This is a genomic window from Marinoscillum sp. 108, assembly GCF_902506655.1.
Lineage (GTDB): Bacteria > Bacteroidota > Bacteroidia > Cytophagales > Cyclobacteriaceae > Marinoscillum > Marinoscillum luteum.
Genome location: NZ_LR734817.1, coordinates 617,628 through 638,371 on the forward strand (window position 1 = coordinate 617,628; position 20,744 = coordinate 638,371).

Sequence of the window (20,744 nt, forward strand, 5' to 3'; positions counted from 1 at the left end):
GAGATACCAACAACCTAATCGCAACCGTATGAGTACCCAATCGAAAAGACTCATCAGAAACTTGGCAATTCTGATTGTCGTTCTTGTGGCTACTGCTTACTTAGTAAGTGGAGAGCACATGGAACTTATCTCTAAGCTTTAAATTTCAACTACTTTCAGAAGTGAACAAGCTCCCTTAGGAGGGAGACGGAGGAATTACGTCTGTTTCAGGAGTGACTTTGATCGGCCATGTCGTAGCCCATTTGCTGCATGAACTTCTGCATATCATTCACCAGGGATCGCACGCTGTGGCTGACATTCGATGAGTGACTGTTGGCTTCTACTTCCAGCTGTCTGGCAGTGGCCGAAATTTCATTGGCAGCGATCACCTCACATCTGGCTGCAATATGGTGAGCGATGAAGCCTACTTCTGCAAAGTCTCCATGCCGGGAAGCCAGGGCTAAAAATCGCAATTTTTCGGGCATCTCCCTGACAAAAGCATTGAGTATGCCTTTGAAATAATCCCTATCAATATCTGTTCGAAAATTTTCACCTGTATTTGCCATCCGCTGATTCAATTAGCACCTAATCAAATCTATCTTTCTGATACCTGAAAACAGAATGTTATTAGCCGATCATGGTCAACACATCGATGAATAATAAAAAACGGTCTACGGATCTACCCTGAGAAGTCGCGAACCATACCAGCTATAAGGCTCTCCATCCACGAGTTCAATGCTCGAAGTGGGAAAAACGGCCTGAAGAGCCTCCCGGTCGCCCTCTTGAAATGGATAGGGTTCGGAGCTTAGGAGTATGTGATCTGGTGACAGGTCGGCTATGTCACTTTCGCTCAGCTCAGGATACCTGGCAGCCTGCACCACATTGCGATATCCCAGGTGCTCCAGAAAATGGTGAACATACGTATCTCTACCTGCCGCCATCCAGGGCTTTTTCCAGATCATGTACAATACACTTCCTGATCTTGAATTTTGCAACCCATTCAGTTTAGCTACCAATTGAGTCCGGATGAGATCCCCCTCCGCCTCCATGTTCGTCACTTCGGCAAGCATGCCGATCATTTCCAGACCTTCATTGAGCTGAGTGATGTCGCTCATCCAGACAGGGTAGCGCTCAGAGAGCCTTGTGATCCCTTCCTTATAGTTTTCTTCTTTATTCCCTACTATCAGGTCCGGCTTCAAATCATCAATGACCTCAAAGCGAAAATTCTTGGTGCCTCCTACGATAGGTATAGATGTTGCTTTGTCCTCCGGGTGGATACAAAATTTAGTTCTCCCTACCACATCTACCCCCATATCGATGAGTAATTCGGTAATAGAAGGAACCAGTGAGATGACCCTACGGGGAGGAAAGTTGATTTCTACACTCCTCCCCATTTGATCGTGAAATATGAGCTTTTGGGTGCCCAATGTTATTTCATGTATCGGAAATCCTGACCATCCTTTACCTGAATGACAGTTTCGTAAATGAGCTGAATGGTATTTTCGAGATCATCCTTGGCACAAGTTTCCACCGTAGTGTGCATATACTTAAGCGGGATTGAAATCAAAGCTGAGGCCACACCTTCGTTGCTGTAGGCAAATGCATCTGTATCCGTACCCGTGGAGCGTGAAGCTGCTCTTCTCTGAAAGGGAATCTGCTCCTTTTCAGCAATACCAATGATCATGTCCAGTACATTGTTTTGCACCGCAGGACCATAACAAACCGCCGGACCGTCACCACAGCTGATGTCTCCACTCGTGATTTTATCATACATAGGAGAATTGGTGTCGTGTGTCACGTCGGTAATGATGGCCAGGTTGGGCTTGATCCTGTGAGCGATCATTTCTGCACCCCTCAGTCCTATTTCCTCCTGCACAGCGTTGACTACATAAAGGCCAAAAGGAAGCTCTATGCCATTTTCCTTAATCCGGCGTGCTACTTCCGCAATCATAAAACCACCAATGCGATTGTCCAAAGCACGACCCACCAGGTATTTATCGTTGAGTTCCATCAGCTCATCATCAAAAGTGATCACCGACCCTACGTGGATGCCCATATCCTCGACCTCTTTCTTGGAGCTGGCTCCCACATCTATGAAAATATTCTTCAAGGTCGGAGAATCTTCTTTGTCCTTTCTCACATGAATAGCCGGCCAGCCGAAAATCCCTTTCACCACGCCATTCTTCGTATGAATATTGACACGTTTGGAAGGGGCAATTTGATGATCGGAGCCACCATTGCGCACCACATAGATATAGCCCTGATCAGTGATGTAGTTAACAAACCAGCTGATCTCATCGGCATGTGCCTCTATGACTACTTTGTACTTCGCTTCAGGATTGATGATGGCCGCCACAGACCCATAAGTATCCGTGAAGTAATCATCGATATACGGCCTGATATAGTCCAGCCAAATCTCCTGGCCGCTGGTCTCAAAACCCGTAGGTGATGCATTATTTAAATATTTGAATAAAAAATCTTTACTCTTGCTATCCATATGTTAGTTTGAAAAAATATATCTCTCGTCCTCTGTTTAGTTAGTAAGCGACGAAAGGTCAATATGTTTTTGAAAAAACAGTCCGCTCTTACAAGGGAATATTACCGTGTTTTCTTTTGGGCATATTGTCTACCTTGTTTTCGAGCATGCTAAAGGCCCTGATCAACTTCGAACGGGTATTGTGTGGCAAAATCACCTCATCAATAAATCCTCTCTCAGCCGCCTTATAGGGGTTGGCAAACTTCTCTGTATATTCATCGATTTTCTCCTGCAGCTTCTGATGCGGATCCTCAGCCTTGTCTATTTCTCTCTTGAAAATAATCTCCGAAGCACCCTGAGCGCCCATCACAGCAATCTCAGCGGTAGGCCAGGCAAAATTCATATCAGACCCAATGTGCTTTGAGTTCATTACGTCATAAGCACCACCGTAGGCCTTTCTGGTGATCACGGAAATCCTTGGGACCGTGGCTTCACTGAAAGCATAAAGAAGCTTGGCGCCATTCATGATGATCCCATTCCACTCCTGATCAGTACCGGGTAAGAATCCCGGTACATCCACCAGCACCAGCAGCGGGATATTAAACGCATCACAGAAACGCACGAATCTTGCTGCTTTTTTACTACAGTCATTATCCAGCACACCCGCCATACTCATTGGCTGATTGGCTACTATCCCAATACTGCGTCCGGCCAAATGTGCGAATCCGACAACAATATTATCCGCAAACTTTTCATGTACCTCAAAGAATGATCCCTTATCCACCACACCTTTGATCACATCCTTGATATCGTAAGGTTGGTTGGGGTTATCAGGCAGGATATCATCCAGTGCCGGAATAACCTCATCTCCATTCATCTCATAAGGTAGCCTTGGTGGCTCCTCTTCACAGTTTGAAGGGATATAGGTGAGAAGTCTCTTAATATCTAAAATGCACGCGGCCTCATTTTTAGAAGAGAAGTGAGTGACTCCACTCTTCACACTGTGTGCACTGGCACCACCTAATTCCTCAGAGGTAACATCCTCCTGGGTTACCGTCTTCACCACATTGGGGCCTGTCACAAACATGTAACTGGTCTGCTCCACCATGAAGATAAAATCCGTAATGGCGGGTGAATAGACCGCTCCTCCTGCGCAGGGTCCCATAATGGCAGAAATTTGAGGTACAACACCCGAGGCTCTCGTATTTCTGTAAAAAATATCCGCATATCCACCCAAAGAAACGACGCCTTCCTGGATTCTGGCCCCGCCAGAGTCATTCAGTCCAATCACCGGCGCACCGTTCTTCATGGCCATGTCCATGATCTTCACAATCTTTTCGGCAAAGGTCTCCGAAAGAGATCCACCAAAAACCGTGAAATCCTGACTGAAAACGTAGATCAGGCGTCCATTAACAGTGCCATATCCGGTCACAACACCATCTCCAAGAAATTTCTGTTTGTCAATACCAAAATCTCTACCTCTGTGCACCACAAACTTGCCTATCTCCTGAAAAGAGCCCGGATCAAGTAATAGATCTATTCGCTCTCTGGCAGTGAGTTTGCCTTTTTCATGCTGCTTATCTATTCGGGACTGGCCTCCACCGAGCATTGCCTGCTCATTCATTTGCTCCAGTTCCTCGATTTTCTGGTGAGTTGATTTGACGAAAGATGCCGTTTTTGGCTTTTCTGAACTCATATTTTGGGGTTTAATGCAGTTTAAATTTTCACGGGCAAGTTAATCAATGCAGGGATTCAAATAAAACCTGATTTATCTCAGGATTATCTACGTGATTAATTTGTTACCAAAGATATCCGCAAGTGAGTATTTGGAGATTATAGTATCTTGCGCCCTGAAATTCTGAGGAAAATGAGAATCGCCGTAATAGACATGGGTACCAATACCTTCCACCTGATCCTGGTGGAAGTGGCAAATGATGATTTCCGAATCGTATTCCGAGAAAAAGTCGCCGTGAAAATCGGTGAGAAGGGTATCAATCACGGGATGATCACTGATGAGGCTATAGGTAGGGCGCTAAAAACACTGAAGCATTTCAAAGAGATCATAGAAAAGGAAAAAGCAGATCAGGTATTTGCTACAGCCACCAGCGCCATCCGAAATGCCCACAATGGCAATGACCTGGTGCAAAAGATCAAAGACCAAACAGGAATCGAAACCCGCATCATCTCAGGACTGCAAGAAGCTGAATACATCTATTACGGCGTAAAAAGAGCGCTCCCCATCGGCAAGATGCCAGCGCTTATTATGGACATTGGAGGCGGAAGTATTGAGTTCATTATTGGTACAGATAGTGAAATACTCTGGAAGCAAAGCTTTGAGATTGGTGGTCAGCGGATGGTCGAGAAATTTCAGAAAAGCGATCCCATCACAAATGAACAAATCACTTCTCTGAAAGGCTATCTGAAAGAAAACCTTGAAGAATTATTCGAAGCCTGTACGACTTTCCATCCTAAAACGCTGATAGGTTCATCGGGTACCTTTGATACACTCAGTGATATCTACAGACTGACCAACGGAATAGAAAAAGCAGAGGAAGAAACAGAGTATCCACTGACTTTGGAGGCTTTTGAGCTCATCTATAGTGACCTGCTGCTTAAAACCAGAGCACAACGCCTGGAAATCCCTGGCATGATTCCCCTGCGTGTAGACATGATCGTGGTGGCTTGCGTGCTGATAGACTTTATCATTAGCCAACTTAGTTTAGAGAACATTCGTGTCTCCGCCTATGCCCTCAAAGAGGGAGTGCTGCTCAGCACACTCCACTCCCTGAAAAAAGAATCGGCATCATAGACCGGACACCCGTTTATCCTTGGGGTATTTCACTTCGTACCCAAACTTCATGCTTTTTTCCATGGTGGGCTCCAGCGTAAAACTCCAGGTGAGTAAGCCAGTCTTTTCGTTTCGCTGAGCTCCCCCTAACGCAATCTCACCAATCTCTATATCCGTATTTTTGCTCAATGGAAGCTGATCGAATACCTCTATGTCGATGGATTTGGATCTGTTGTTTTTCACTTTTATTTCATATTGGTAGCTGATCCGTCTCTTATTCCCTATGAGTTGATCATTGGTAAGATCCCGCACAGGCTTGCGGCTGATCTGCACACCCTGGTCCACCCCTAAAGAAATATTCAATCCCTCCAGCTCACCTTCAGGATTCAGATAGGTCTTATTGACAAAACCTCCTTCATAGAAAACACTCATCTCCCCTGGCAGTAAGTCTAAACGCTGCCAATTCTTGGTCTTCGCCACCAGGTACACCCGCTCCGACAATTTCGGGGTAGATTGGTAAAGAAATTCCGCCTCAACCCGTTCTTCCCTGATCGCCACCGTAACTTCTTTTCCTCCTGAAAGAACAGTCACAGGAAGTGCTATCTCATAGTTGACAGAGGTAAGCCCTTCGCTCATTTGTGTATAATCTGCTACCGACTCCATCAGAACCTCTTCCTCCATAGGCACAGGCTCAAAGGCCTCAGACCTGGCTGCCGGCATAGCCAATTTATTTTGATACGGTGCAGCACTAAAAAAATCGAGGTACCAAGGCCGTACTGTGGGCAACCACCCCCCAATAGAAGGATTGGAAGTGCTCAGTGTCAACTTCACATTCTCCCAGTTCTCCCCGCTGTTTTGATACACATTTGCCTTATACAGCAAGTCAATTTTTTGAGCAGACGAAGTGGCCCGAAGATCATAGGTAGGGTTCCAGTATGCACCCGATACTACATAAGAGAGATCCAAATGAACCATTTGCGTCTTGGATGTATTGATATCTACCACCACTTCCCCAGAGACCATTTGCTCCCTGGCATGCTGTTCCTCCAGCTGATTTTTGACTTTTTTCAGCGCTTTATCCAATTCTCTTCTTTCCAGCTGCAACTCATAACCCTTGTCCTTTATGGCCTGAATTCGGATGCGGTAGTATTCCGTCATGGCTTTTAACTCATTCACCCCAAGGTTCTGATTAGCTCCTTTAATGACCTGATTGGCTTTGAGCATTTCTTCTTCAGACTTCAGCGCCCATTGCTGATTGTCCACATTGGCAATTTTACCCTCCAGCAGTTCGATTTTGTCCTTGAGTGATTTCACAGCGTCAGGAAGATTCTCCTCTGTGAGATAATTTTGCCTGAACGTGGTTCCCATAATTATAAAATCACCCTGCCCCTTCACCTGCACAGAATTGGGGTCGAGCATGGAGGATAAACCCGTAAAAACCAGCTGTTTCGTTTCTGGTCCAATGGCAATATTGGATGACCTGGAAACCTGCGCCTGATTTAGAAAAATAGTGACACTTTCTACTTTTGAATCAATGCCCTTTGCAGAGGCCGACCATAGGCCGAAACTCAAAAAACACACGATAATAAATTTCATAAAGTTGGGATTAACGATTAAGATTTTACTTTTTCAACAGCTAAATTGAAGCTTGCTTTATGCTTAATTTATTCTGTAGTAATTTGCCGACCAATTATCTTGCCAAGGATATAATGTTTTACTTAATGATAACTGAATGGTAGTAGCGCACGACTCATTATTTCAATTTACAAAATCTATATTGGAAGCCGCTGGATGTCCCGAAAAGGATGCCCGATTGGGCGCGCAGGTGTTACTGAGTGCGGATCTCCGAGGGGTAGACTCACATGGGGTTGCTCGCTTGGTTGGTTATGTGCGTTTGATTGATAAAAACAGAGTAAATACCCGGCCTGATGTGAAAATTGTTCATGAAACGCCTAGCACGGGTGTTATTGACGGTGATGCAGGACTCGGCCTTGTAGTGGGCCCTGAAGCCATGAACCTGGCCATTGACAAAGCCAAACAGGTGGGTTCGGGATGGGTAGCAGTAAGAAACTCCAACCACTATGGCATAGCGGGGTATCATGCCATGCTCGCACTGAAAGATGACTGCATAGGCATTGCCATGACCAATGCAAGCCCCTTGGTCGCACCAACCTTCAGCAAAGAACGACTGCTGGGCACCAACCCAATTGCCGTAGCCATACCGGCGGATAAGGAACCTCCTTTCGTGCTCGACATGGCTACCACCACTGCTGCCAACGGTAAATTGGAAATACTGCAACGCAAGAATAAACAAGCACCAACCGGATGGATACAGGATGCCTCCGGCCAAAGCACTACTGACCCTAACGGGGTGAAAGACGGTGGCGCATTGTTGCCTTTGGGCGGCGATCGTGAACACGGTTCGCATAAAGGGTACGGGCTTTCGTCAGTTGTGGATATATTGTCTGCGGTACTCTCAGGTGCCAACTACGGTCCCTGGGTTCCACCTTTTGTGGCTTTCATGGAACCAGCAGCAGATCCCGTAGGTAAAGGCATAGGTCATTTTTTTGGCGCAATGCGCATTGATGGATTTAGACCATCAGGAGAATTTAAATCCCACATGGACAACTGGATCGGTCGATTCCGAAATGCTGAACCAATCATGAAAGGTCATGACGTGCTGATCCCGGGTGATCCGGAGCGAAAGCTGGAACATGAACGCAGAAAAGATGGGATACCGCTATTAGATGCTGTTGTAAATGACCTAAAGGGGCTCTCCGACAGGTTTGGGGTGGAGTTCCCAAGTAAAATATAAATTCCGTGAATCAGGAAACCGCTCTTGCCATATTAAAAACAGGACAGAACGTGTACCTCACAGGTTCTGCAGGAACCGGTAAGACCTACCTGATCAATCAATACATTGAATACCTTAGGGTACGGGAAGTACCCCTGGCCATCACAGCTTCTACGGGCATCGCGGCCACACACATCGGGGGACAGACCATCCATTCCTGGTCCGGGATTGGGATTCGCGAAGAAATTACCCCAAAAGACCTGGATCAAATTGCCAAAAACAGACAAACAGTCACCAGAATCAAGGCTGTGCACGTGCTCATCATTGATGAAATCTCGATGCTCTCTGGTAAAGTACTTACAGGCATCAGTGACATCCTCAAACATTTTCGCAAAAGTAAAGCTCCTTTCGGAGGGGTGCAGGTAATCCTCTCGGGTGACTTCTTTCAGCTTCCTCCGGTCAGCAGAACACCCATGACCAACCGGGAAAAGTTTGCCTTTATGGCTCCGGTGTGGGTAGAAGCCAAATTAAAAATCTGCTACCTGAAGCAACAATTTCGTCAAGGTCAGGATACCCTTTCCTTTATCCTTTCAGAAATCAGAAGTCAGGACGTTTCGGATGATTCGTTGGAAAAACTGCGTGAAAAACTGGAAGACACTCAGACCATTCCCGATGCCCTACGGCTCTACACCCACAATGCAGATGTAGATGCCATGAATGCTAAACGGCTGGAAGAAAATCCAAACCCTATTCAGGTATTTTATGCCGAGACCAAAGGCAAATCAAAAATCCTGGAGGGACTGAAGCAATCTGTGCTGGCTGCCCCGGCGCTGGAGCTTAAGGAAGATGCCCGGGTGATGTTTGTCAAGAATAATCCAGAAAAAGGGTATTTCAACGGCAGTACCGGAACAGTGATGGGTTTTGACCGGGAAGAGGGCTATCCAATTGTGAATATGGACTCGGGCAGAACTGTGGTAGCCAAACCCGAAGAATGGACCGTGAGTGATGAGAAAGAGACCATCCTTGCTTCCTACAAGCAAATACCGCTGAGGCTGGCCTGGGCCATTACTGTGCACAAAAGCCAGGGAATGACCCTGGATAATGCTGAAATGGATCTATCTAAAACTTTTGAAGCCGGGCAAGGCTATGTAGCACTCTCTCGTCTGAAAAGCTGGGAAGGTCTGGTTCTTGGGGGTATTAACCGCATTTCGATGGAACTGGACCCTCTGGCTGTTAAAGCTGACAACAGGTTTCAGGAACTCTCAGAAGAGAGCGAAGACTGGCTAAACCACATTCCGAAGGATGAGTTGAATATCGCTTTTCTGGACTTTATTAGCCGCTCCAACGGAACCAATGATGAGGAGACCATCCAGGCCAACCTCAAAAGAGAAAAGAAGTACCACACCAAGGAAAAGAAAGAAAGCACCTATCAAAAAACACTCAAGCTCATCGGAGAAGGTAAAACACTTGAGGAAATTGCCTTCGAAAGAGAACTCTCTCTCGGCACCATTGTAGGGCACCTGGAACGAATAGCTGAAGAGGAAAAAGAGATTGACCTAAGCAAGTTTAAGCCTGACGACAAGACTGTGGCCAAAGTGGAAAAGATCATCCAAAAACTGAAAGATCAAAATCAGGAAGAGTTTTACGACAAAGATGGCAGAGTGAAACTTGGCTTCATCTTCAAAGCCATGAATGGGCAAATGGACTACGAGACCATCCGCCTAACCAGACTATTTGTGGATTAAAATAACCCTGCTACGATTCCTACTCTAAACTGCAAAGGACTATTATAGGGTGAGTTTGAACCATCCTGATAGAGCAGGTTATAAAGCGCAGTAATATTAAAAGCCATATTTCGACCAAGAGGCTCAGAATATCCTATCCCCACAAACCAACTATTGAAATGGTAACGTTCCGGCTCAGGAGCTCCGGGTATAAGAAGTCCAAAATTCAGGTATTCATACTGTGTATACCCAAAAAATTTAGGGGAAAAGTTATACCTCAAGAAAGGACCGCCTCCGTAATTGGATGCCGTGGCCTGACCGAACTTGGTGTACTGGTAAGTAATCTGAAGGCCGGCAGAAAACTGCTCGGTGAATTTGTAACCAATCAGGGGTGAAACACTCAAGTTGAGGTATTGTGTACCCCCACTGAAACCACCACCACCACCAAAATAAATTTTATCTGATAATCCGCCACTACGGCCCGACTGCCGATACTGGGCGTGTGATAGGGTAATCCCTAATAGTAAGAAAAAACCCAGGTAAAATTTAATCTTCATTCTTCCTCTACAATGATGTATAGATCCTCAGACTCTTTTTTCATCAGATACTTTTCGCGGGCCAGCTTTTCAAGCAGCTCCTTGTTATTGAGGAGTGCCTCACGATCATTTTTCACTTCCACGATTTTGTGCTCATAAAACTCCTTTGCATTCTCTAACTCGGCTTGCTTATGCCCTAGTTTGATTTGAGTAATAATGTCGTTGGAATCAAAAAAAAGCATCCAGATGAGGAAGAATAACGCAGATAAGAAATAGAAGTTCTTGAATATCCGGGGTACTTTTTCGTAGAAGCGCTTCATAGTTGGACTTAAAGATAAAAAAAAGAGCTGAATTCCATCCTTCATAAAGAACGGCAGTTCAACTCTTTTAGTTTTTGAATGTCAGAAAGGGGCTCAAAGCCCACTCATCTCTGTTTATTTAGCTGTTGGGTACTTGGCCATTTCGCCCAGTTCCTCTTCTATTCTCAACAACTGATTGTATTTAGCCATTCTGTCAGACCTTGACATAGATCCTGTTTTAATCTGGCCAGTGTTCAATGCCACGGAAATGTCAGCGATGGTGTTGTCTTCTGTCTCTCCTGATCTGTGAGAAACCACTGCAGTCCATCCGGCTTTATGAGCCATCTCAATTGCTGCGAAAGTTTCTGACAAAGTTCCAATCTGATTTACTTTGATCAGGATAGAATTGGCAGCCTTCTCCTTGATTCCTTTTTCAAGAAATTTCACATTGGTAACCAATAGATCATCACCTACCAACTGGCACTTGCTACCAATTTTCTCAGTGAGGAGTTTCCAGCCTTCCCAGTCGTTTTCATCACATCCATCCTCAATACTGTCGATTGGATACTTCTCTACCAAAGAGGCCAAATAGTCTACCTGCTCAGCGCTGGTACGCACTTTACCGCTCTCTCCTTCAAACTTGGCGTAGTTGTATTTTCCACCTTCAAAAAACTCTGAAGAAGCACAGTCCATCGCAATGGTGATGTCTTTACCAGCCTTGTAACCAGCTTTATCGATCGCCTTCAATACAGCATCCAATGCTTCCTCTGTACCACCTGAGAAATTAGGTGCAAATCCACCCTCATCACCCACAGCAGTACTCAATCCTTTATCCTTAATGATGCTTTTCAGGTTGTGGAATACCTCAGCACCCATTCGCAAAGCTTCGCTGAAAGAAGGAGCTCCTACAGGTCGGATCATAAATTCCTGAAATGCAATCGGTGCATCCGAGTGCGATCCACCATTGATGATGTTCATCATAGGTACAGGAAGAACGTGTGCATTCACCCCTCCCAAATAACGATAAAGTGACTGCCCTGACTCCTCAGCTGCCGCTTTGGCTACAGCCAAAGAAACACCAAGGATAGCATTAGCTCCCAGCTTACTCTTGTTATGCGTGCCATCCAGCTCAATCATCACATCATCTATCAGCTTCTGCTCAAATACAGAGATGCCTACAATCTCAGGGGCAATGTGCTCATTCACATTTTCCACTGCCTTCAAAACACCTTTTCCTAAGTACTTGGACTTATCCCCGTCGCGTAACTCGACAGCCTCATGCTCGCCCGTAGATGCTCCAGAAGGAACAGCCGCACGGCCCATAAAACCATTTTCCGTATAGACGTCTACTTCCACTGTAGGATTACCTCTGGAGTCGAGAATCTGTCTTGCATGTACACTTTCAATAATACTCATGATTTCTGATCTTTAATTAGTTGTATAAAATCGTCAAATAGATAGGCAGAATCATGGGGTCCTGGGGATGATTCTGGATGATACTGCACGGAGAAAGCTGGCTTATTGACCAACCTTAGTCCCTCTACAGTATTATCATTTAGATCGAGATGGGTAAGTTCTGCTGTTGTTGAGTTTTTTAAAGAGTCCATGTTCACCGAAAAACCGTGATTCTGTGAAGTCACTTCGCTCTTTCCTGTTTGCAAATTTTTCACGGGATGGTTAAGTCCTCTGTGACCATGGTGCATTTTAAAGGTATCTATATCCACCGCCCTGGCCAGAAGCTGATTGCCCAGACATATACCGAAAATGGGGTAATCTTTTACCAATATGCCTTTCACCGTCTCCACGGCGTAGTCCATAGCCGCGGGATCTCCAGGGCCATTAGACAGAAAGTAACCGTCAGGATTCCATGCTTCCATTTCAGAGAGGGTAGCATTCGCAGGGAATACCTTGCAATGACAATCACGCTCTACGAAATTCTTAAGAATGGATCTTTTGATCCCGAAATCCATGACCGCAATTCGCAAGCCTGTATTTTCCTGACCTACTTCATAAGCGGTTTTGGTGGTCACCACACTGGAAAGCTCTAACGATTCCATGCTCGGCACCTCACTTAGCTTCGTTTTCAATGCATCCAGATCAAAAATCTCAGACGTGATCACTGCATTCATGGCGCCCTTGGTGCGAATATGTCTTACCAACATTCTTGTATCCACATCTGTGATACCAACAGTGTTGTGCTTTTCCAGATATTCATGTAACCCTTCAGAAGCTGTCTTGCGGCTATATTGATGGGTGAAGTCATTCACCACCAATCCCTTGATCATCGGGTGCGCAGACTCATCTTCATCTACATGAACTCCATAGTTTCCTATGTGTGGTGTGGTATTCACAATGATCTGACCGTAGTAGGAAGGATCTGTGTAGATCTCCTGATAACCGGTCATTCCTGTGTTAAAACATATTTCGCCTCCGGAAGTACCGGTTTTCCCTATCGAATATCCTTCAAAGAGAGAACCGTCTTCTAATAGCAGGAGGGCTTTTTTTCTTTCTGGTTGCTTCATGGCTTGCAAAAATAAGAAATTATCGTTCACAAATCAGACATAAAAAAAGGGATTAGGTCAACACCCAATCCCTTTTATATCTCTTAACTTAAGTTATTCACTTTTCTCTTTTTCTTCTGTGTCATCAGAAGCCTCGTTAGTAGGCTCTTCCTCAGTAGACTCAGCAGCAGCTTCCTCGATCACCTCTTCTGCTACCGCAGCTTCGGCCACCGGCTCCTCTACCACCACTGCTTCTTCTACAGCTGCAGTTTCAGCAGACTCCCCACCTTTCTTACCACCTCTTCTTGATCTTCTGGTCTTAGCTTTTGCAGCATCAGAATCCTGAAGCAACAACTCATTGAAGTCTACCAGCTCCATCATACACATTTCTGCGTTATCACCCAGTCTGATACCGGTTTTGATGATTCTGGTGTATCCACCTGGTCTTGAAGAAATCTTCTCTGCGATAGGGCCGAAAAGCTCCTGTACAGATACTTTATCCTGCAGGTATGAAAAAGCAATCCTTCTGGAGTGAGTAGTATCGGTCTTTGCTTTTGTGATCAAAGGCTCCACATACTTTCTCAAAGCTTTTGCTTTCGCTACAGTGGTGTTGATTCTCTTATGCAGAATCAAGGAAGAAGCCATATTCGACAACATCGCCTTTCTGTGAGATGCTGTTCTTCCAAGATGATTAAATTTCTTTCCGTGTCTCATTATTCTTCTTCCAATTTATATTTCGAAAGATCCATACCAAAAGTTAGTCCTTTGTCAGCCACAAGCTGCTCTAGTTCCGCCAGGGATTTCTTTCCGAAATTCCTAAACTTCATCATATCAGATATTTCAAGATTCACCAAATCTCCTAATGTTCTCACATCTGCAGCTTTCAAGCAATTGTATGCTCTTACTGACAGATCAAGGTCATTAAGTGATGTTTTCAACAACTTCCTCATGTGAAGCAGCTCTTCATCAACCTGCTCAGGCTCTCCCTGCTCCTGAGATTCCAGGATCATGTTCTGATCAGAGAAAAGCATGAAGTGCTTAATAAGAATATTAGCGGCACCTTTCAAAGCATTCTCTGGATGTATAGAACCATCGGTCTCAATATCAAGAATCAACTGCTCATAGTCAGTTTTCTGCTCTACCCTTGTGTTCTCTACACTATACTTTACATTCTTAATAGGCGTAAAGATAGAGTCGATCGCAATGTATCCGAAGTTCTGATCAGCAGGTTTGTTATCATCAGCAGCTACATAGCCTCTTCCCTTTTCTACGCTGATTTCAATTTCAAACTGAGCTTTTTCGTCAAGATTACAAATCACCAAATCCGGGTTAAGGATTTCGAATGAAGTGGTACCCTTAGCAATGTCTCCAGCAGTGAACTGTCTTGTATTAGAAACAGATACAGTGATTGTAGTATCAGCTACATCTGAGATTTTCTTAAATCTTACCATTTTAAGATTCAGGATGATTTCGCTCACATCTTCCACTACCCCTTCGATAGTAGAAAACTCATGCAAAACTCCAGGTATCTTAATGGCGGTGATCGCGTAACCCTCCAAAGATGAGAGAAGTATTCTTCTCAAGGCATTACCTACTGTAACGCCGTAGCCCTTTTCGAGAGGTTTGAAGGTGAACAAGCCGTGAAAATCATCGGCCTTCTCCATCACCACTTTCTCCGGCATTTGAAATGCTAGAATTGACATATTCTTTTCTTTATTTATTGAAAAATCTTACTTAGAGTACAATTCAACGATCAACTGCTCCTTGATGTTCTCTGGTATCTCTTCTCTGGTTGGAGAATTCAAAAACTTCCCTACCATGCCAGAGGCATCCCACTCCAGCCAAGAGTATCTTTTGGCATTGCCAGAAAGACTATCAGATATGGCTTCCAGTGATTTTGACTTCTCTCTTACTCCGATAAGATCACCTTCTTTCAGTGTGAATGAAGGAATGTTTACGATATCACCATTCACGGTAATATGCTTATGACCTACTAGCTGACGAGCTGCTCTTCTTGTAGGAGCAATGCCCAATCTGAATACTGTGTTATCCAAACGCGCCTCAAGGAGTTGCAAAAGGATCTCACCAGTAATTCCACTTTTACGTGAAGCTTTTTCGAAAATATTAGAGAATTGCTTCTCCAACACTCCGTAGGTATATTTTGCCTTCTGCTTTTCAGCAAGCTGAATTGCGTATTCAGACTGCTTTCTTCTTCTACCTCTACCGTGCTGTCCAGGAGGATAGTTCTTCTTCTGCAAAGCCTTGCTGGCTCCGAAGATAGGTTCTCCGAACTTCCTAGATATTTTTGTTTTAGGCCCTGTATATCTTGCCATTTTATCCCAGTATTTTTAGCTATTAAACTCTTCTTCTTTTCGGTGGACGACATCCGTTGTGAGGCATCGGCGTAACATCCTTAATGATAGTTACTTCAATACCACTGTTCTGGATGGTTCTGATTGCGGACTCTCTACCTGCACCTGGTCCCTTTACAAAGACCTCAACCTTCCTAAGTCCCTGCTCGTAAGCTTTAGCTGAACAGTCCTGGGCTGCAACCTGCGCCGCATATGGAGTGTTCTTCTTAGAACCTTTAAAACCCATTTTACCGGCCGAAGCCCAAGAGATCACTTGTCCCTGACCGTTGGTCAAAGAAATAATGATGTTGTTAAAAGTAGCCTGGATGTGGGCCTGACCCAATGCATCTACTGCTACTACTCTCTTTTTTGCCTTATCTTTTCTTTTCTGAGCCATGTCTATTGATTACTTAACAGCCTTCTTCTTGTTAGCTACAGTTTTACGTTTACCTTTTCTTGTTCGGGCATTGTTTTTAGTCTTTTGACCCCTCACAGGAAGACCTTTTCTATGCCTAAGTCCACGGTAGCATCCAATATCCAACAAGCGCTTAATGTTAAGCTGCACTTCTGATTTCAATACACCCTCCACTTTGAAATTTTCAGCAATGATCGTTCTGATGGCACCTGACTCATCATCGTTCCAATCCTGAACTTTCTTGTTTGGATCTACACCAGCCTCGGCCAAAATACCTTGTGCCGAACTCTTTCCGATTCCAAAAATATAGGTAAGAGCAATCTCACCTCTTTTATTGTCGGGTATATCAACTCCTGCAATTCTAGCCATTTCTTATCCTTGTCTTTGTTTAAACTTAGGGTTCTTCTTATTGATCACGTAAAGCTTTCCTTTTCTTCGGATCACTTTGCAATCAACGCTACGCTTCTTTATGGATGCTTTAACTTTCATAATTTCTATTTATAGCGATATACTATTCTTCCTTTAGTCAAATCGTATGGTGACATCTCAAGCTTCACCTTGTCTCCGGGTAAAATCTTGATATAGTTCATTCTCATCTTACCTGAAATATGTGCGATCAATTGATGGCCATTTTCAAGCTCTACTCTAAACATTGCATTTGATAATGCCTCAACAATAGTACCGTCCTGCTCTATGGATGATTGCTTTGCCATTATGCTACTGCCGTATTTTGAGTTCGTCCTTTCACTCTACCTGACTTCATCATTCCTTCGTAATGTCTCATCAAGAGATAGCTCTCTATTTGCTGCAAAGTATCAAGGATCACCCCTACCATAATCAACAGGGAGGTACCTCCATAAAATTGAGCAAAAGTAGTGCTCACACCTGCCATCATGGCAAAAGCCGGCAAGATAGCGATCACTGCAAGGAATACTGAACCCGGCAAAGTGATACGGGTCAATACATTATCTATAAAGTCTGAAGTCTGTTTACCTGGCTTAATACCCGGAACAAAACCTCCGTTTCTCTTCATGTCATCGGCTATCTGATTAGGATTAATCGTAATAGCTGTGTAGAAGAATGTAAACAATATGATCAAAGTGGCAAACAACAGGTTGTATTGCCAGGATTGAATATCTGAGAAAGTAGTACCAATGTACTGTGCAATGTCGCTATCCTGACTCCATATACCTGCCAAAAGAGCTGGCAAAAACATCAGAGACTGAGCGAAAATGATTGGCATAACTCCTGATGAGTTCACCTTCAAAGGAATATACTGACGCTGTCCGCCGTATACCTTGTTCCCCACCACTTGCTTGGCATACTGAACAGGAATCCTTCTGGTTGCCTGCACAAGTGCCACTGTAGCCATTACTACCAGGAATAACGCAACCAATTCTAAGATAGAAAGCAGTGCTCCTGGCAATCCTTTTACTTCTACCACCTCATACCATAGAGATGCAGGAAGTCTTGATATAATACCTATCATGATCAGCATGGAAATACCATTACCGATACCTTTGTCGGTGATTTTTTCACCCAACCACATACAAAAAATTGTACCGGCTGTAAGAATCACCATTGAAGAGATTTGAAACAAAAACTGATTCTCTAAAACAATCGCTTCAGAAGGAATAGTTGCTGTTAAATATCCGATAGATTGTGCCAGACAGATAAATATGGTAAGGACTCTGGTAATTTGACTGATCTTCTTACGTCCACTATCTCCCTCTTTTTGAAGTTTCTGGAAATAAGGAACAGCCACAGTCATCAGCTGCAACACGATGGATGCAGAAATGTATGGCATAATACCCAATCCGAAAACTGAAGCTCTACTAAAAGCTCCTCCAAGGAAGGTGTTTAAGAGTCCAAAAATACCACCTGCATCACCAGTAAGTTGAGCAGGGTCCACACCAGGAAGAACCACAAAAGATCCTAATCGGAAAATAATTAAGAATCCAATAGTATTCAGAATTCTAATCCGCAGTTCCTCAATGGAAAAAATGTTCTTTATCGTCTGTATAAACTTCTTCATCTATTATTTTTCTACAGATGCAGTACCACCGGCCTTCTCAATAGCTTCTTGAGCTGTTTTGGAAAACTTATGGGCCTTAACCGTCAATTTAGCTTTCAACTCACCTCTTCCCAACACTTTAATTTTATCGCTCTTTTGAGCCAATCCGTTCTCTCTAAGTATTTCAGGAGTGATCTCGGTCAACTTCTTTGCTTCACTAAGTGCCTGCAAATCATCCAGATTGAGCGGCTTCATTACGATCTTGTTGTTATTCTTAAAGCCAAACTTAGGCACTCGTCTTTGAAGTGGCATCTGACCACCTTCAAAACCGATTTTTCGAGAATAACCCGAACGAGATTGAGCTCCTTTGTGACCCCTGGTAGCAGTACCACCTTTTCCAGAACCCTGGCCCCTTGCAATCTTCTTTCTATTTTTAGTAGCCCCACTAGCAGGCTTAAGTGATTCTAATTTCATCTTAAAGCTCTTTTACTTCGATTAAATGCTGAACCTTATTTATCATACCAGAAATCTGTGGAGTCAATTCCTTCTCTACACTTCTGTTGATTTTGCCTAAACCCAAAGCCTGGATAGTCCTCTTCTGACGTTGTGGACGCTTCACAATACTTCTGGTCTGTGTAATTATTACTTTAGCCATTTTCTTAACCGTTAAAGACTTTATCTAACGTAACTCCTCTTTGTTTTGCTACTGCATAAGGATCTCTCATCCTGTTCAAGGCATCAAATGTAGCCTTTACCACGTTGTGTGGGTTAGATGACCCTTTGGACTTAGCCAATACATCATGGATCCCAGCACTCTCCAAAACAGCACGCATCGCACCACCAGCAATTACTCCTGTACCAGGAGCTGCAGGCTTAAGTAATACCAAACCGCCACCGAATTTACCAATAGCTTCGTGAGGTACTGTGGTTTTAAACAAAGGAACCCTTACGAGATTTTTCTTTGCATCGTCCACTCCTTTTGTAATGGCGTCAGTCACCTCGTTTGCTTTACCAAGACCGTATCCCACTACACCACTACCATCACCTACAACTACGATTGCTGAAAAGCTGAATCTTCGACCACCTTTTACAACCTTAGCTACTCGCTTGATAGCAACCACCTTCTCTTTAAGGTCGATTTCGCTGGCTTTTACTGCTTTTATATTACTTTGTGACATAATCTTATTTAAAATTTAAGCCCACCTTCACGTGCTCCTTCGGCAAACGCCTTCACTTTACCATGGTATGGGTAACCGTTTCTGTCGAAGATTACACTCTGAATGCCAGCAGCACTTGCCTTCTCAGCGAGCTTCTTTCCAACCTCTTTGGATACCTCTACGTTAATTTGCTCTTTGCCCAGTTCAAGAGATGATGCGTAGGCCAATGTAACCCCTTTCACATCGTCAATGATCTGACCATAAATAGCCTTGTTGCTTCTGAAGACAGACACCCTTGGTCTGGTGCCAGTACCGCTGATTTTCCTACGGATACCGAGCTTAATTCTCTTTCTTCTCTCTAGTTTAGTTACGGCCATCTTATTTATTATTTAGAAGCGGTTTTACCAGCTTTTCTTCTTACTATTTCACCAACAAACCTGATACCTTTTCCTTTGTAAGGCTCTACCTTTCTTAAGGATTTGATCTTTGCAGCTACCTGACCAACCAATTGCTTATCAATACCCTCTACCGTTACCTTAGGGTTTTGACCCTTAGCAGTTTCAGCTCCTACGTTGATTTCACCTGGTACGGCAAGGAAAATATTATGTGAATAACCAAGGTTCAATTCAAGAATATTATCTTGTACTGCGGCTTTATACCCTACACCCACAAGTTCCAACTCTCTCTTATAACCTTCAGATACACCCACCACCATGTTGTTGATTAGTGATCTGTAAAGTCCGTGCATAGCTTTATGACGCTTCTGCTCAGTAGGTCTTTCTACAGTTAATGTATCTCCTTCAATATTCACCTTCATATCCGGGTGAATTTCTTGCTTCAACTCTCCCTTAGGACCTTTCACTGTTACCACGGTTTTATCCACGGTAATGCTGATTCCTGCAGGTATTGAAATGGGTGCTTTGCCTATCCTTGACATTTTAAATCAATTTTTTAATATACGTAACACAGCACTTCGCCTCCGACATGCTCTTTTCTGGCTTCTTTATCTGAAAGCACACCTTTTGAAGTAGACAAAATGGCTATTCCCAGGCCATTTAGTACTCTTGGAAGGTTTTCTGCATCAGCATATTTTCTTAAACCAGGCTTACTTATCCTTTCCAGGCTAGTAATTGCAGACTGTTTAGTCTGAGGGTTATATTTCAAAGCGATCTTGATGATCCCTTGCTTATCATCATCCTCAAACTTGTAGTTCTGGATGAACCCTTTCTCGTGCAAAACCTTTGTTACTTCCTTCTTCAAATTAGAAGCAGGTATCACTAAAATGCGATGGTTTGCTTTTATCGCATTTCTGATCCTTGTTAAGTAATCTGCAATCGGATCTGTTACCATTATCTTTATACAATTAAATACCCCGAAAACGGGGTGCAAAATTAAATGAATATTTTTAAAAATCTAAGCTAAGATGAAATAAAGATTACCAGCTAGCTTTTGTCACTCCAGGGATCTTGCCATCATTGGCCATTTCTCTGAAGGTAACCCTGGAAATACCAAACTTCCTCATGTAACCTTTAGGTCTTCCGGTAAGCTTACATCTGTTGTGTAATCTTACTTTAGACGAGTTTCTTGGAAGTTTATCCAATGCTTCATAATCACCAGCTTCTTTCAAAGCTGCACGCTTATTTGCATATCGAGCTACTAGCTTCTCTCTTTTTCTTTCTCTTGCTTTTATCGATTCTTTAGCCATGTCTT

General features: G+C 43.8%; 27 protein-coding genes. 3 read left to right on the plus strand and 24 right to left on the minus strand.

The window, feature by feature from the left end; genetic code table 11:
* Positions 1–206 precede the first annotated feature (206 nt).
* From GV030_RS20155 to GV030_RS20170, 4 genes are all read right to left on the minus strand, one after another.
* Positions 207–545: a hypothetical protein gene (locus GV030_RS20155; RefSeq protein WP_159585157.1), complete on the minus strand. Its 339-nt coding sequence runs from the start codon at positions 543–545 to the stop codon at positions 207–209.
* A gap of 105 nt (positions 546–650) precedes the next feature.
* Positions 651–1,373 (minus strand): helical backbone metal receptor, encoded by a 723-nt coding sequence (locus GV030_RS20160; RefSeq protein WP_159585158.1) that lies wholly within the window; start codon positions 1,371–1,373, stop codon positions 651–653.
* 35 nt (positions 1,374–1,408) lie between these two features.
* The gene (locus GV030_RS20165) at positions 1,409–2,476 is read right to left on the minus strand and encodes a M42 family metallopeptidase (RefSeq protein ID WP_159585159.1); all 1,068 of its coding nucleotides are present in this window, start codon (positions 2,474–2,476) and stop codon (positions 1,409–1,411) included.
* A gap of 88 nt (positions 2,477–2,564) precedes the next feature.
* Positions 2,565–4,151 carry an acyl-CoA carboxylase subunit beta gene (locus GV030_RS20170; protein ID WP_159585160.1) on the minus strand — a complete coding sequence of 529 codons (1,587 nt, stop codon included), beginning with the start codon at positions 4,149–4,151 and terminating at the stop codon, positions 2,565–2,567.
* A gap of 171 nt (positions 4,152–4,322) precedes the next feature.
* Here GV030_RS20170 and GV030_RS20175 point away from each other — a divergent pair, with 171 nt between their 5' ends.
* A complete protein-coding gene (locus tag GV030_RS20175) occupies positions 4,323–5,264 on the plus strand; it encodes a Ppx/GppA phosphatase family protein (protein ID WP_255465614.1) in 942 nt (313 codons plus the stop codon).
* Here GV030_RS20175 and GV030_RS20180 read toward each other — a convergent pair.
* The gene (locus tag GV030_RS20180) at positions 5,259–6,839 is read right to left on the minus strand and encodes a DUF4139 domain-containing protein (RefSeq protein ID WP_159585161.1); all 1,581 of its coding nucleotides are present in this window, start codon (positions 6,837–6,839) and stop codon (positions 5,259–5,261) included. The genes GV030_RS20175 and GV030_RS20180 overlap by 6 nt on opposite strands.
* Positions 6,840–6,975: 136 nt before the next feature.
* Here GV030_RS20180 and GV030_RS20185 point away from each other — a divergent pair, with 136 nt between their 5' ends.
* Together GV030_RS20185 and GV030_RS20190 are read left to right on the plus strand one after the other, a co-directional pair.
* Entirely contained in the window at positions 6,976–8,058 is a 1,083-nt protein-coding gene (locus GV030_RS20185; protein WP_159585162.1) for an Ldh family oxidoreductase, read from the plus strand.
* A 5-nt stretch (positions 8,059–8,063) separates the two neighbouring features.
* Positions 8,064–9,782: a helix-turn-helix domain-containing protein gene (locus GV030_RS20190; protein ID WP_159585163.1), complete on the plus strand. Its 1,719-nt coding sequence runs from the start codon at positions 8,064–8,066 to the stop codon at positions 9,780–9,782.
* Here GV030_RS20190 and GV030_RS20195 read toward each other — a convergent pair.
* The 19 genes from GV030_RS20195 to rpsN form a co-directional block, all read right to left on the minus strand.
* A complete protein-coding gene (locus tag GV030_RS20195; protein ID WP_159585164.1) occupies positions 9,779–10,318 on the minus strand; it encodes a hypothetical protein in 540 nt (179 codons plus the stop codon). The genes GV030_RS20190 and GV030_RS20195 overlap by 4 nt on opposite strands.
* Positions 10,315–10,617 carry a septum formation initiator family protein gene (locus GV030_RS20200; RefSeq protein WP_159585165.1) on the minus strand — a complete coding sequence of 101 codons (303 nt, stop codon included), beginning with the start codon at positions 10,615–10,617 and terminating at the stop codon, positions 10,315–10,317. The genes GV030_RS20195 and GV030_RS20200 overlap by 4 nt, the downstream gene beginning before the upstream one ends.
* A 114-nt stretch (positions 10,618–10,731) precedes the next feature.
* Positions 10,732–12,012, minus strand: a complete 1,281-nt coding sequence (gene eno, locus GV030_RS20205) for a phosphopyruvate hydratase (RefSeq protein WP_159585166.1) — start codon at positions 12,010–12,012, stop codon at positions 10,732–10,734.
* Positions 12,009–13,118 carry a glutamine-hydrolyzing carbamoyl-phosphate synthase small subunit gene (gene carA / locus GV030_RS20210; RefSeq protein ID WP_159585167.1) on the minus strand — a complete coding sequence of 370 codons (1,110 nt, stop codon included), beginning with the start codon at positions 13,116–13,118 and terminating at the stop codon, positions 12,009–12,011. Before carA ends, eno begins: the two co-directional genes overlap by 4 nt.
* Positions 13,119–13,211: 93 nt before the next feature.
* Positions 13,212–13,811 (minus strand): 50S ribosomal protein L17, encoded by a 600-nt coding sequence (gene rplQ, locus GV030_RS20215; protein WP_159585168.1) that lies wholly within the window; start codon positions 13,809–13,811, stop codon positions 13,212–13,214.
* Positions 13,811–14,800, minus strand: coding sequence for a DNA-directed RNA polymerase subunit alpha (locus tag GV030_RS20220; protein WP_159585169.1), 990 nt, complete (start codon positions 14,798–14,800; stop codon positions 13,811–13,813). Before GV030_RS20220 ends, rplQ begins: the two co-directional genes overlap by 1 nt.
* A 27-nt stretch (positions 14,801–14,827) precedes the next feature.
* A complete protein-coding gene (gene rpsD / locus GV030_RS20225) occupies positions 14,828–15,430 on the minus strand; it encodes a 30S ribosomal protein S4 (protein ID WP_159585170.1) in 603 nt (200 codons plus the stop codon).
* Positions 15,431–15,452: 22 nt separating this feature from the next.
* Positions 15,453–15,845, minus strand: a complete 393-nt coding sequence (gene rpsK / locus GV030_RS20230) for a 30S ribosomal protein S11 (protein ID WP_159585171.1) — start codon at positions 15,843–15,845, stop codon at positions 15,453–15,455.
* A 9-nt stretch (positions 15,846–15,854) separates the two neighbouring features.
* On the minus strand, positions 15,855–16,232 hold the full coding sequence (gene rpsM, locus GV030_RS20235; RefSeq protein ID WP_159585172.1) for a 30S ribosomal protein S13: 378 nt from the start codon (positions 16,230–16,232) through the stop codon (positions 15,855–15,857).
* A 3-nt stretch (positions 16,233–16,235) separates the two neighbouring features.
* A complete protein-coding gene (gene rpmJ / locus GV030_RS20240; RefSeq protein WP_009034194.1) occupies positions 16,236–16,352 on the minus strand; it encodes a 50S ribosomal protein L36 in 117 nt (38 codons plus the stop codon).
* A 5-nt stretch (positions 16,353–16,357) separates the two neighbouring features.
* Positions 16,358–16,576 (minus strand): translation initiation factor IF-1, encoded by a 219-nt coding sequence (gene infA / locus GV030_RS20245; protein ID WP_159585173.1) that lies wholly within the window; start codon positions 16,574–16,576, stop codon positions 16,358–16,360.
* On the minus strand, positions 16,576–17,898 hold the full coding sequence (gene secY, locus GV030_RS20250) for a preprotein translocase subunit SecY (RefSeq protein ID WP_159585174.1): 1,323 nt from the start codon (positions 17,896–17,898) through the stop codon (positions 16,576–16,578). The genes infA and secY overlap by 1 nt, the downstream gene beginning before the upstream one ends.
* A 3-nt stretch (positions 17,899–17,901) precedes the next feature.
* On the minus strand, positions 17,902–18,351 hold the full coding sequence (rplO, locus tag GV030_RS20255; protein WP_159585175.1) for a 50S ribosomal protein L15: 450 nt from the start codon (positions 18,349–18,351) through the stop codon (positions 17,902–17,904).
* A gap of 1 nt (position 18,352) precedes the next feature.
* The gene (gene rpmD / locus GV030_RS20260) at positions 18,353–18,532 is read right to left on the minus strand and encodes a 50S ribosomal protein L30 (protein WP_159585176.1); all 180 of its coding nucleotides are present in this window, start codon (positions 18,530–18,532) and stop codon (positions 18,353–18,355) included.
* Positions 18,533–18,536: 4 nt separating this feature from the next.
* Positions 18,537–19,055, minus strand: coding sequence for a 30S ribosomal protein S5 (gene rpsE / locus GV030_RS20265; RefSeq protein ID WP_159585177.1), 519 nt, complete (start codon positions 19,053–19,055; stop codon positions 18,537–18,539).
* A gap of 8 nt (positions 19,056–19,063) precedes the next feature.
* Complete coding sequence (gene rplR / locus GV030_RS20270; RefSeq protein ID WP_159585178.1) at positions 19,064–19,411, minus strand: 50S ribosomal protein L18; 348 nt, start codon at positions 19,409–19,411, stop codon at positions 19,064–19,066.
* 8 nt (positions 19,412–19,419) lie between these two features.
* Positions 19,420–19,971: a 50S ribosomal protein L6 gene (rplF, locus tag GV030_RS20275; protein ID WP_159585179.1), complete on the minus strand. Its 552-nt coding sequence runs from the start codon at positions 19,969–19,971 to the stop codon at positions 19,420–19,422.
* Between the two features lie 14 nt (positions 19,972–19,985).
* Positions 19,986–20,384, minus strand: a complete 399-nt coding sequence (gene rpsH / locus GV030_RS20280; RefSeq protein ID WP_159585180.1) for a 30S ribosomal protein S8 — start codon at positions 20,382–20,384, stop codon at positions 19,986–19,988.
* Positions 20,385–20,469: 85 nt separating this feature from the next.
* Positions 20,470–20,739 carry a 30S ribosomal protein S14 gene (rpsN, locus tag GV030_RS20285; RefSeq protein ID WP_159585181.1) on the minus strand — a complete coding sequence of 90 codons (270 nt, stop codon included), beginning with the start codon at positions 20,737–20,739 and terminating at the stop codon, positions 20,470–20,472.
* Positions 20,740–20,744: the final 5 nt, after the last annotated feature.

What these genes read in the sequence shown, in the direction of transcription:
- infA (WP_159585173.1), bottom strand. Translation starts at nt 16,576, where the DNA reads ATGGCAAAGCAATCATCCATAGAGCAGGACGGTACTATTGTTGAGGCA.
- rplQ (WP_159585168.1), bottom strand. Translation starts at nt 13,811, where the DNA reads ATGAGACACGGAAAGAAATTTAATCATCTTGGAAGAACAGCATCTCAC.
- eno (WP_159585166.1), bottom strand. Translation starts at nt 12,012, where the DNA reads ATGAGTATTATTGAAAGTGTACATGCAAGACAGATTCTCGACTCCAGA.
- rpsK (WP_159585171.1), bottom strand. Translation starts at nt 15,845, where the DNA reads ATGGCTCAGAAAAGAAAAGATAAGGCAAAAAAGAGAGTAGTAGCAGTA.
- rpsH (WP_159585180.1), bottom strand. Translation starts at nt 20,384, where the DNA reads ATGGTAACAGATCCGATTGCAGATTACTTAACAAGGATCAGAAATGCG.
- rpsE (WP_159585177.1), bottom strand. Translation starts at nt 19,055, where the DNA reads ATGTCACAAAGTAATATAAAAGCAGTAAAAGCCAGCGAAATCGACCTT.
- GV030_RS20220 (WP_159585169.1), bottom strand. Translation starts at nt 14,800, where the DNA reads ATGTCAATTCTAGCATTTCAAATGCCGGAGAAAGTGGTGATGGAGAAG.
- GV030_RS20180 (WP_159585161.1), bottom strand. Translation starts at nt 6,839, where the DNA reads ATGAAATTTATTATCGTGTGTTTTTTGAGTTTCGGCCTATGGTCGGCC.
- GV030_RS20185 (WP_159585162.1), top strand. Translation starts at nt 6,976, where the DNA reads ATGGTAGTAGCGCACGACTCATTATTTCAATTTACAAAATCTATATTG.
- rpsD (WP_159585170.1), bottom strand. Translation starts at nt 15,430, where the DNA reads ATGGCAAGATATACAGGGCCTAAAACAAAAATATCTAGGAAGTTCGGA.
- GV030_RS20200 (WP_159585165.1), bottom strand. Translation starts at nt 10,617, where the DNA reads ATGAAGCGCTTCTACGAAAAAGTACCCCGGATATTCAAGAACTTCTAT.
- rplR (WP_159585178.1), bottom strand. Translation starts at nt 19,411, where the DNA reads ATGGCCGTAACTAAACTAGAGAGAAGAAAGAGAATTAAGCTCGGTATC.
- rplF (WP_159585179.1), bottom strand. Translation starts at nt 19,971, where the DNA reads ATGTCAAGGATAGGCAAAGCACCCATTTCAATACCTGCAGGAATCAGC.
- GV030_RS20160 (WP_159585158.1), bottom strand. Translation starts at nt 1,373, where the DNA reads ATGGGGAGGAGTGTAGAAATCAACTTTCCTCCCCGTAGGGTCATCTCA.
- rpmJ (WP_009034194.1), bottom strand. Translation starts at nt 16,352, where the DNA reads ATGAAAGTTAAAGCATCCATAAAGAAGCGTAGCGTTGATTGCAAAGTG.
- rplO (WP_159585175.1), bottom strand. Translation starts at nt 18,351, where the DNA reads ATGAAATTAGAATCACTTAAGCCTGCTAGTGGGGCTACTAAAAATAGA.
- GV030_RS20155 (WP_159585157.1), bottom strand. Translation starts at nt 545, where the DNA reads ATGGCAAATACAGGTGAAAATTTTCGAACAGATATTGATAGGGATTAT.
- carA (WP_159585167.1), bottom strand. Translation starts at nt 13,118, where the DNA reads ATGAAGCAACCAGAAAGAAAAAAAGCCCTCCTGCTATTAGAAGACGGT.
- rpsN (WP_159585181.1), bottom strand. Translation starts at nt 20,739, where the DNA reads ATGGCTAAAGAATCGATAAAAGCAAGAGAAAGAAAAAGAGAGAAGCTA.
- rpmD (WP_159585176.1), bottom strand. Translation starts at nt 18,532, where the DNA reads ATGGCTAAAGTAATAATTACACAGACCAGAAGTATTGTGAAGCGTCCA.
- GV030_RS20195 (WP_159585164.1), bottom strand. Translation starts at nt 10,318, where the DNA reads ATGAAGATTAAATTTTACCTGGGTTTTTTCTTACTATTAGGGATTACC.
- GV030_RS20170 (WP_159585160.1), bottom strand. Translation starts at nt 4,151, where the DNA reads ATGAGTTCAGAAAAGCCAAAAACGGCATCTTTCGTCAAATCAACTCAC.
- secY (WP_159585174.1), bottom strand. Translation starts at nt 17,898, where the DNA reads ATGAAGAAGTTTATACAGACGATAAAGAACATTTTTTCCATTGAGGAA.
- GV030_RS20175 (WP_255465614.1), top strand. Translation starts at nt 4,323, where the DNA reads ATGAGAATCGCCGTAATAGACATGGGTACCAATACCTTCCACCTGATC.
- GV030_RS20165 (WP_159585159.1), bottom strand. Translation starts at nt 2,476, where the DNA reads ATGGATAGCAAGAGTAAAGATTTTTTATTCAAATATTTAAATAATGCA.
- rpsM (WP_159585172.1), bottom strand. Translation starts at nt 16,232, where the DNA reads ATGGCTAGAATTGCAGGAGTTGATATACCCGACAATAAAAGAGGTGAG.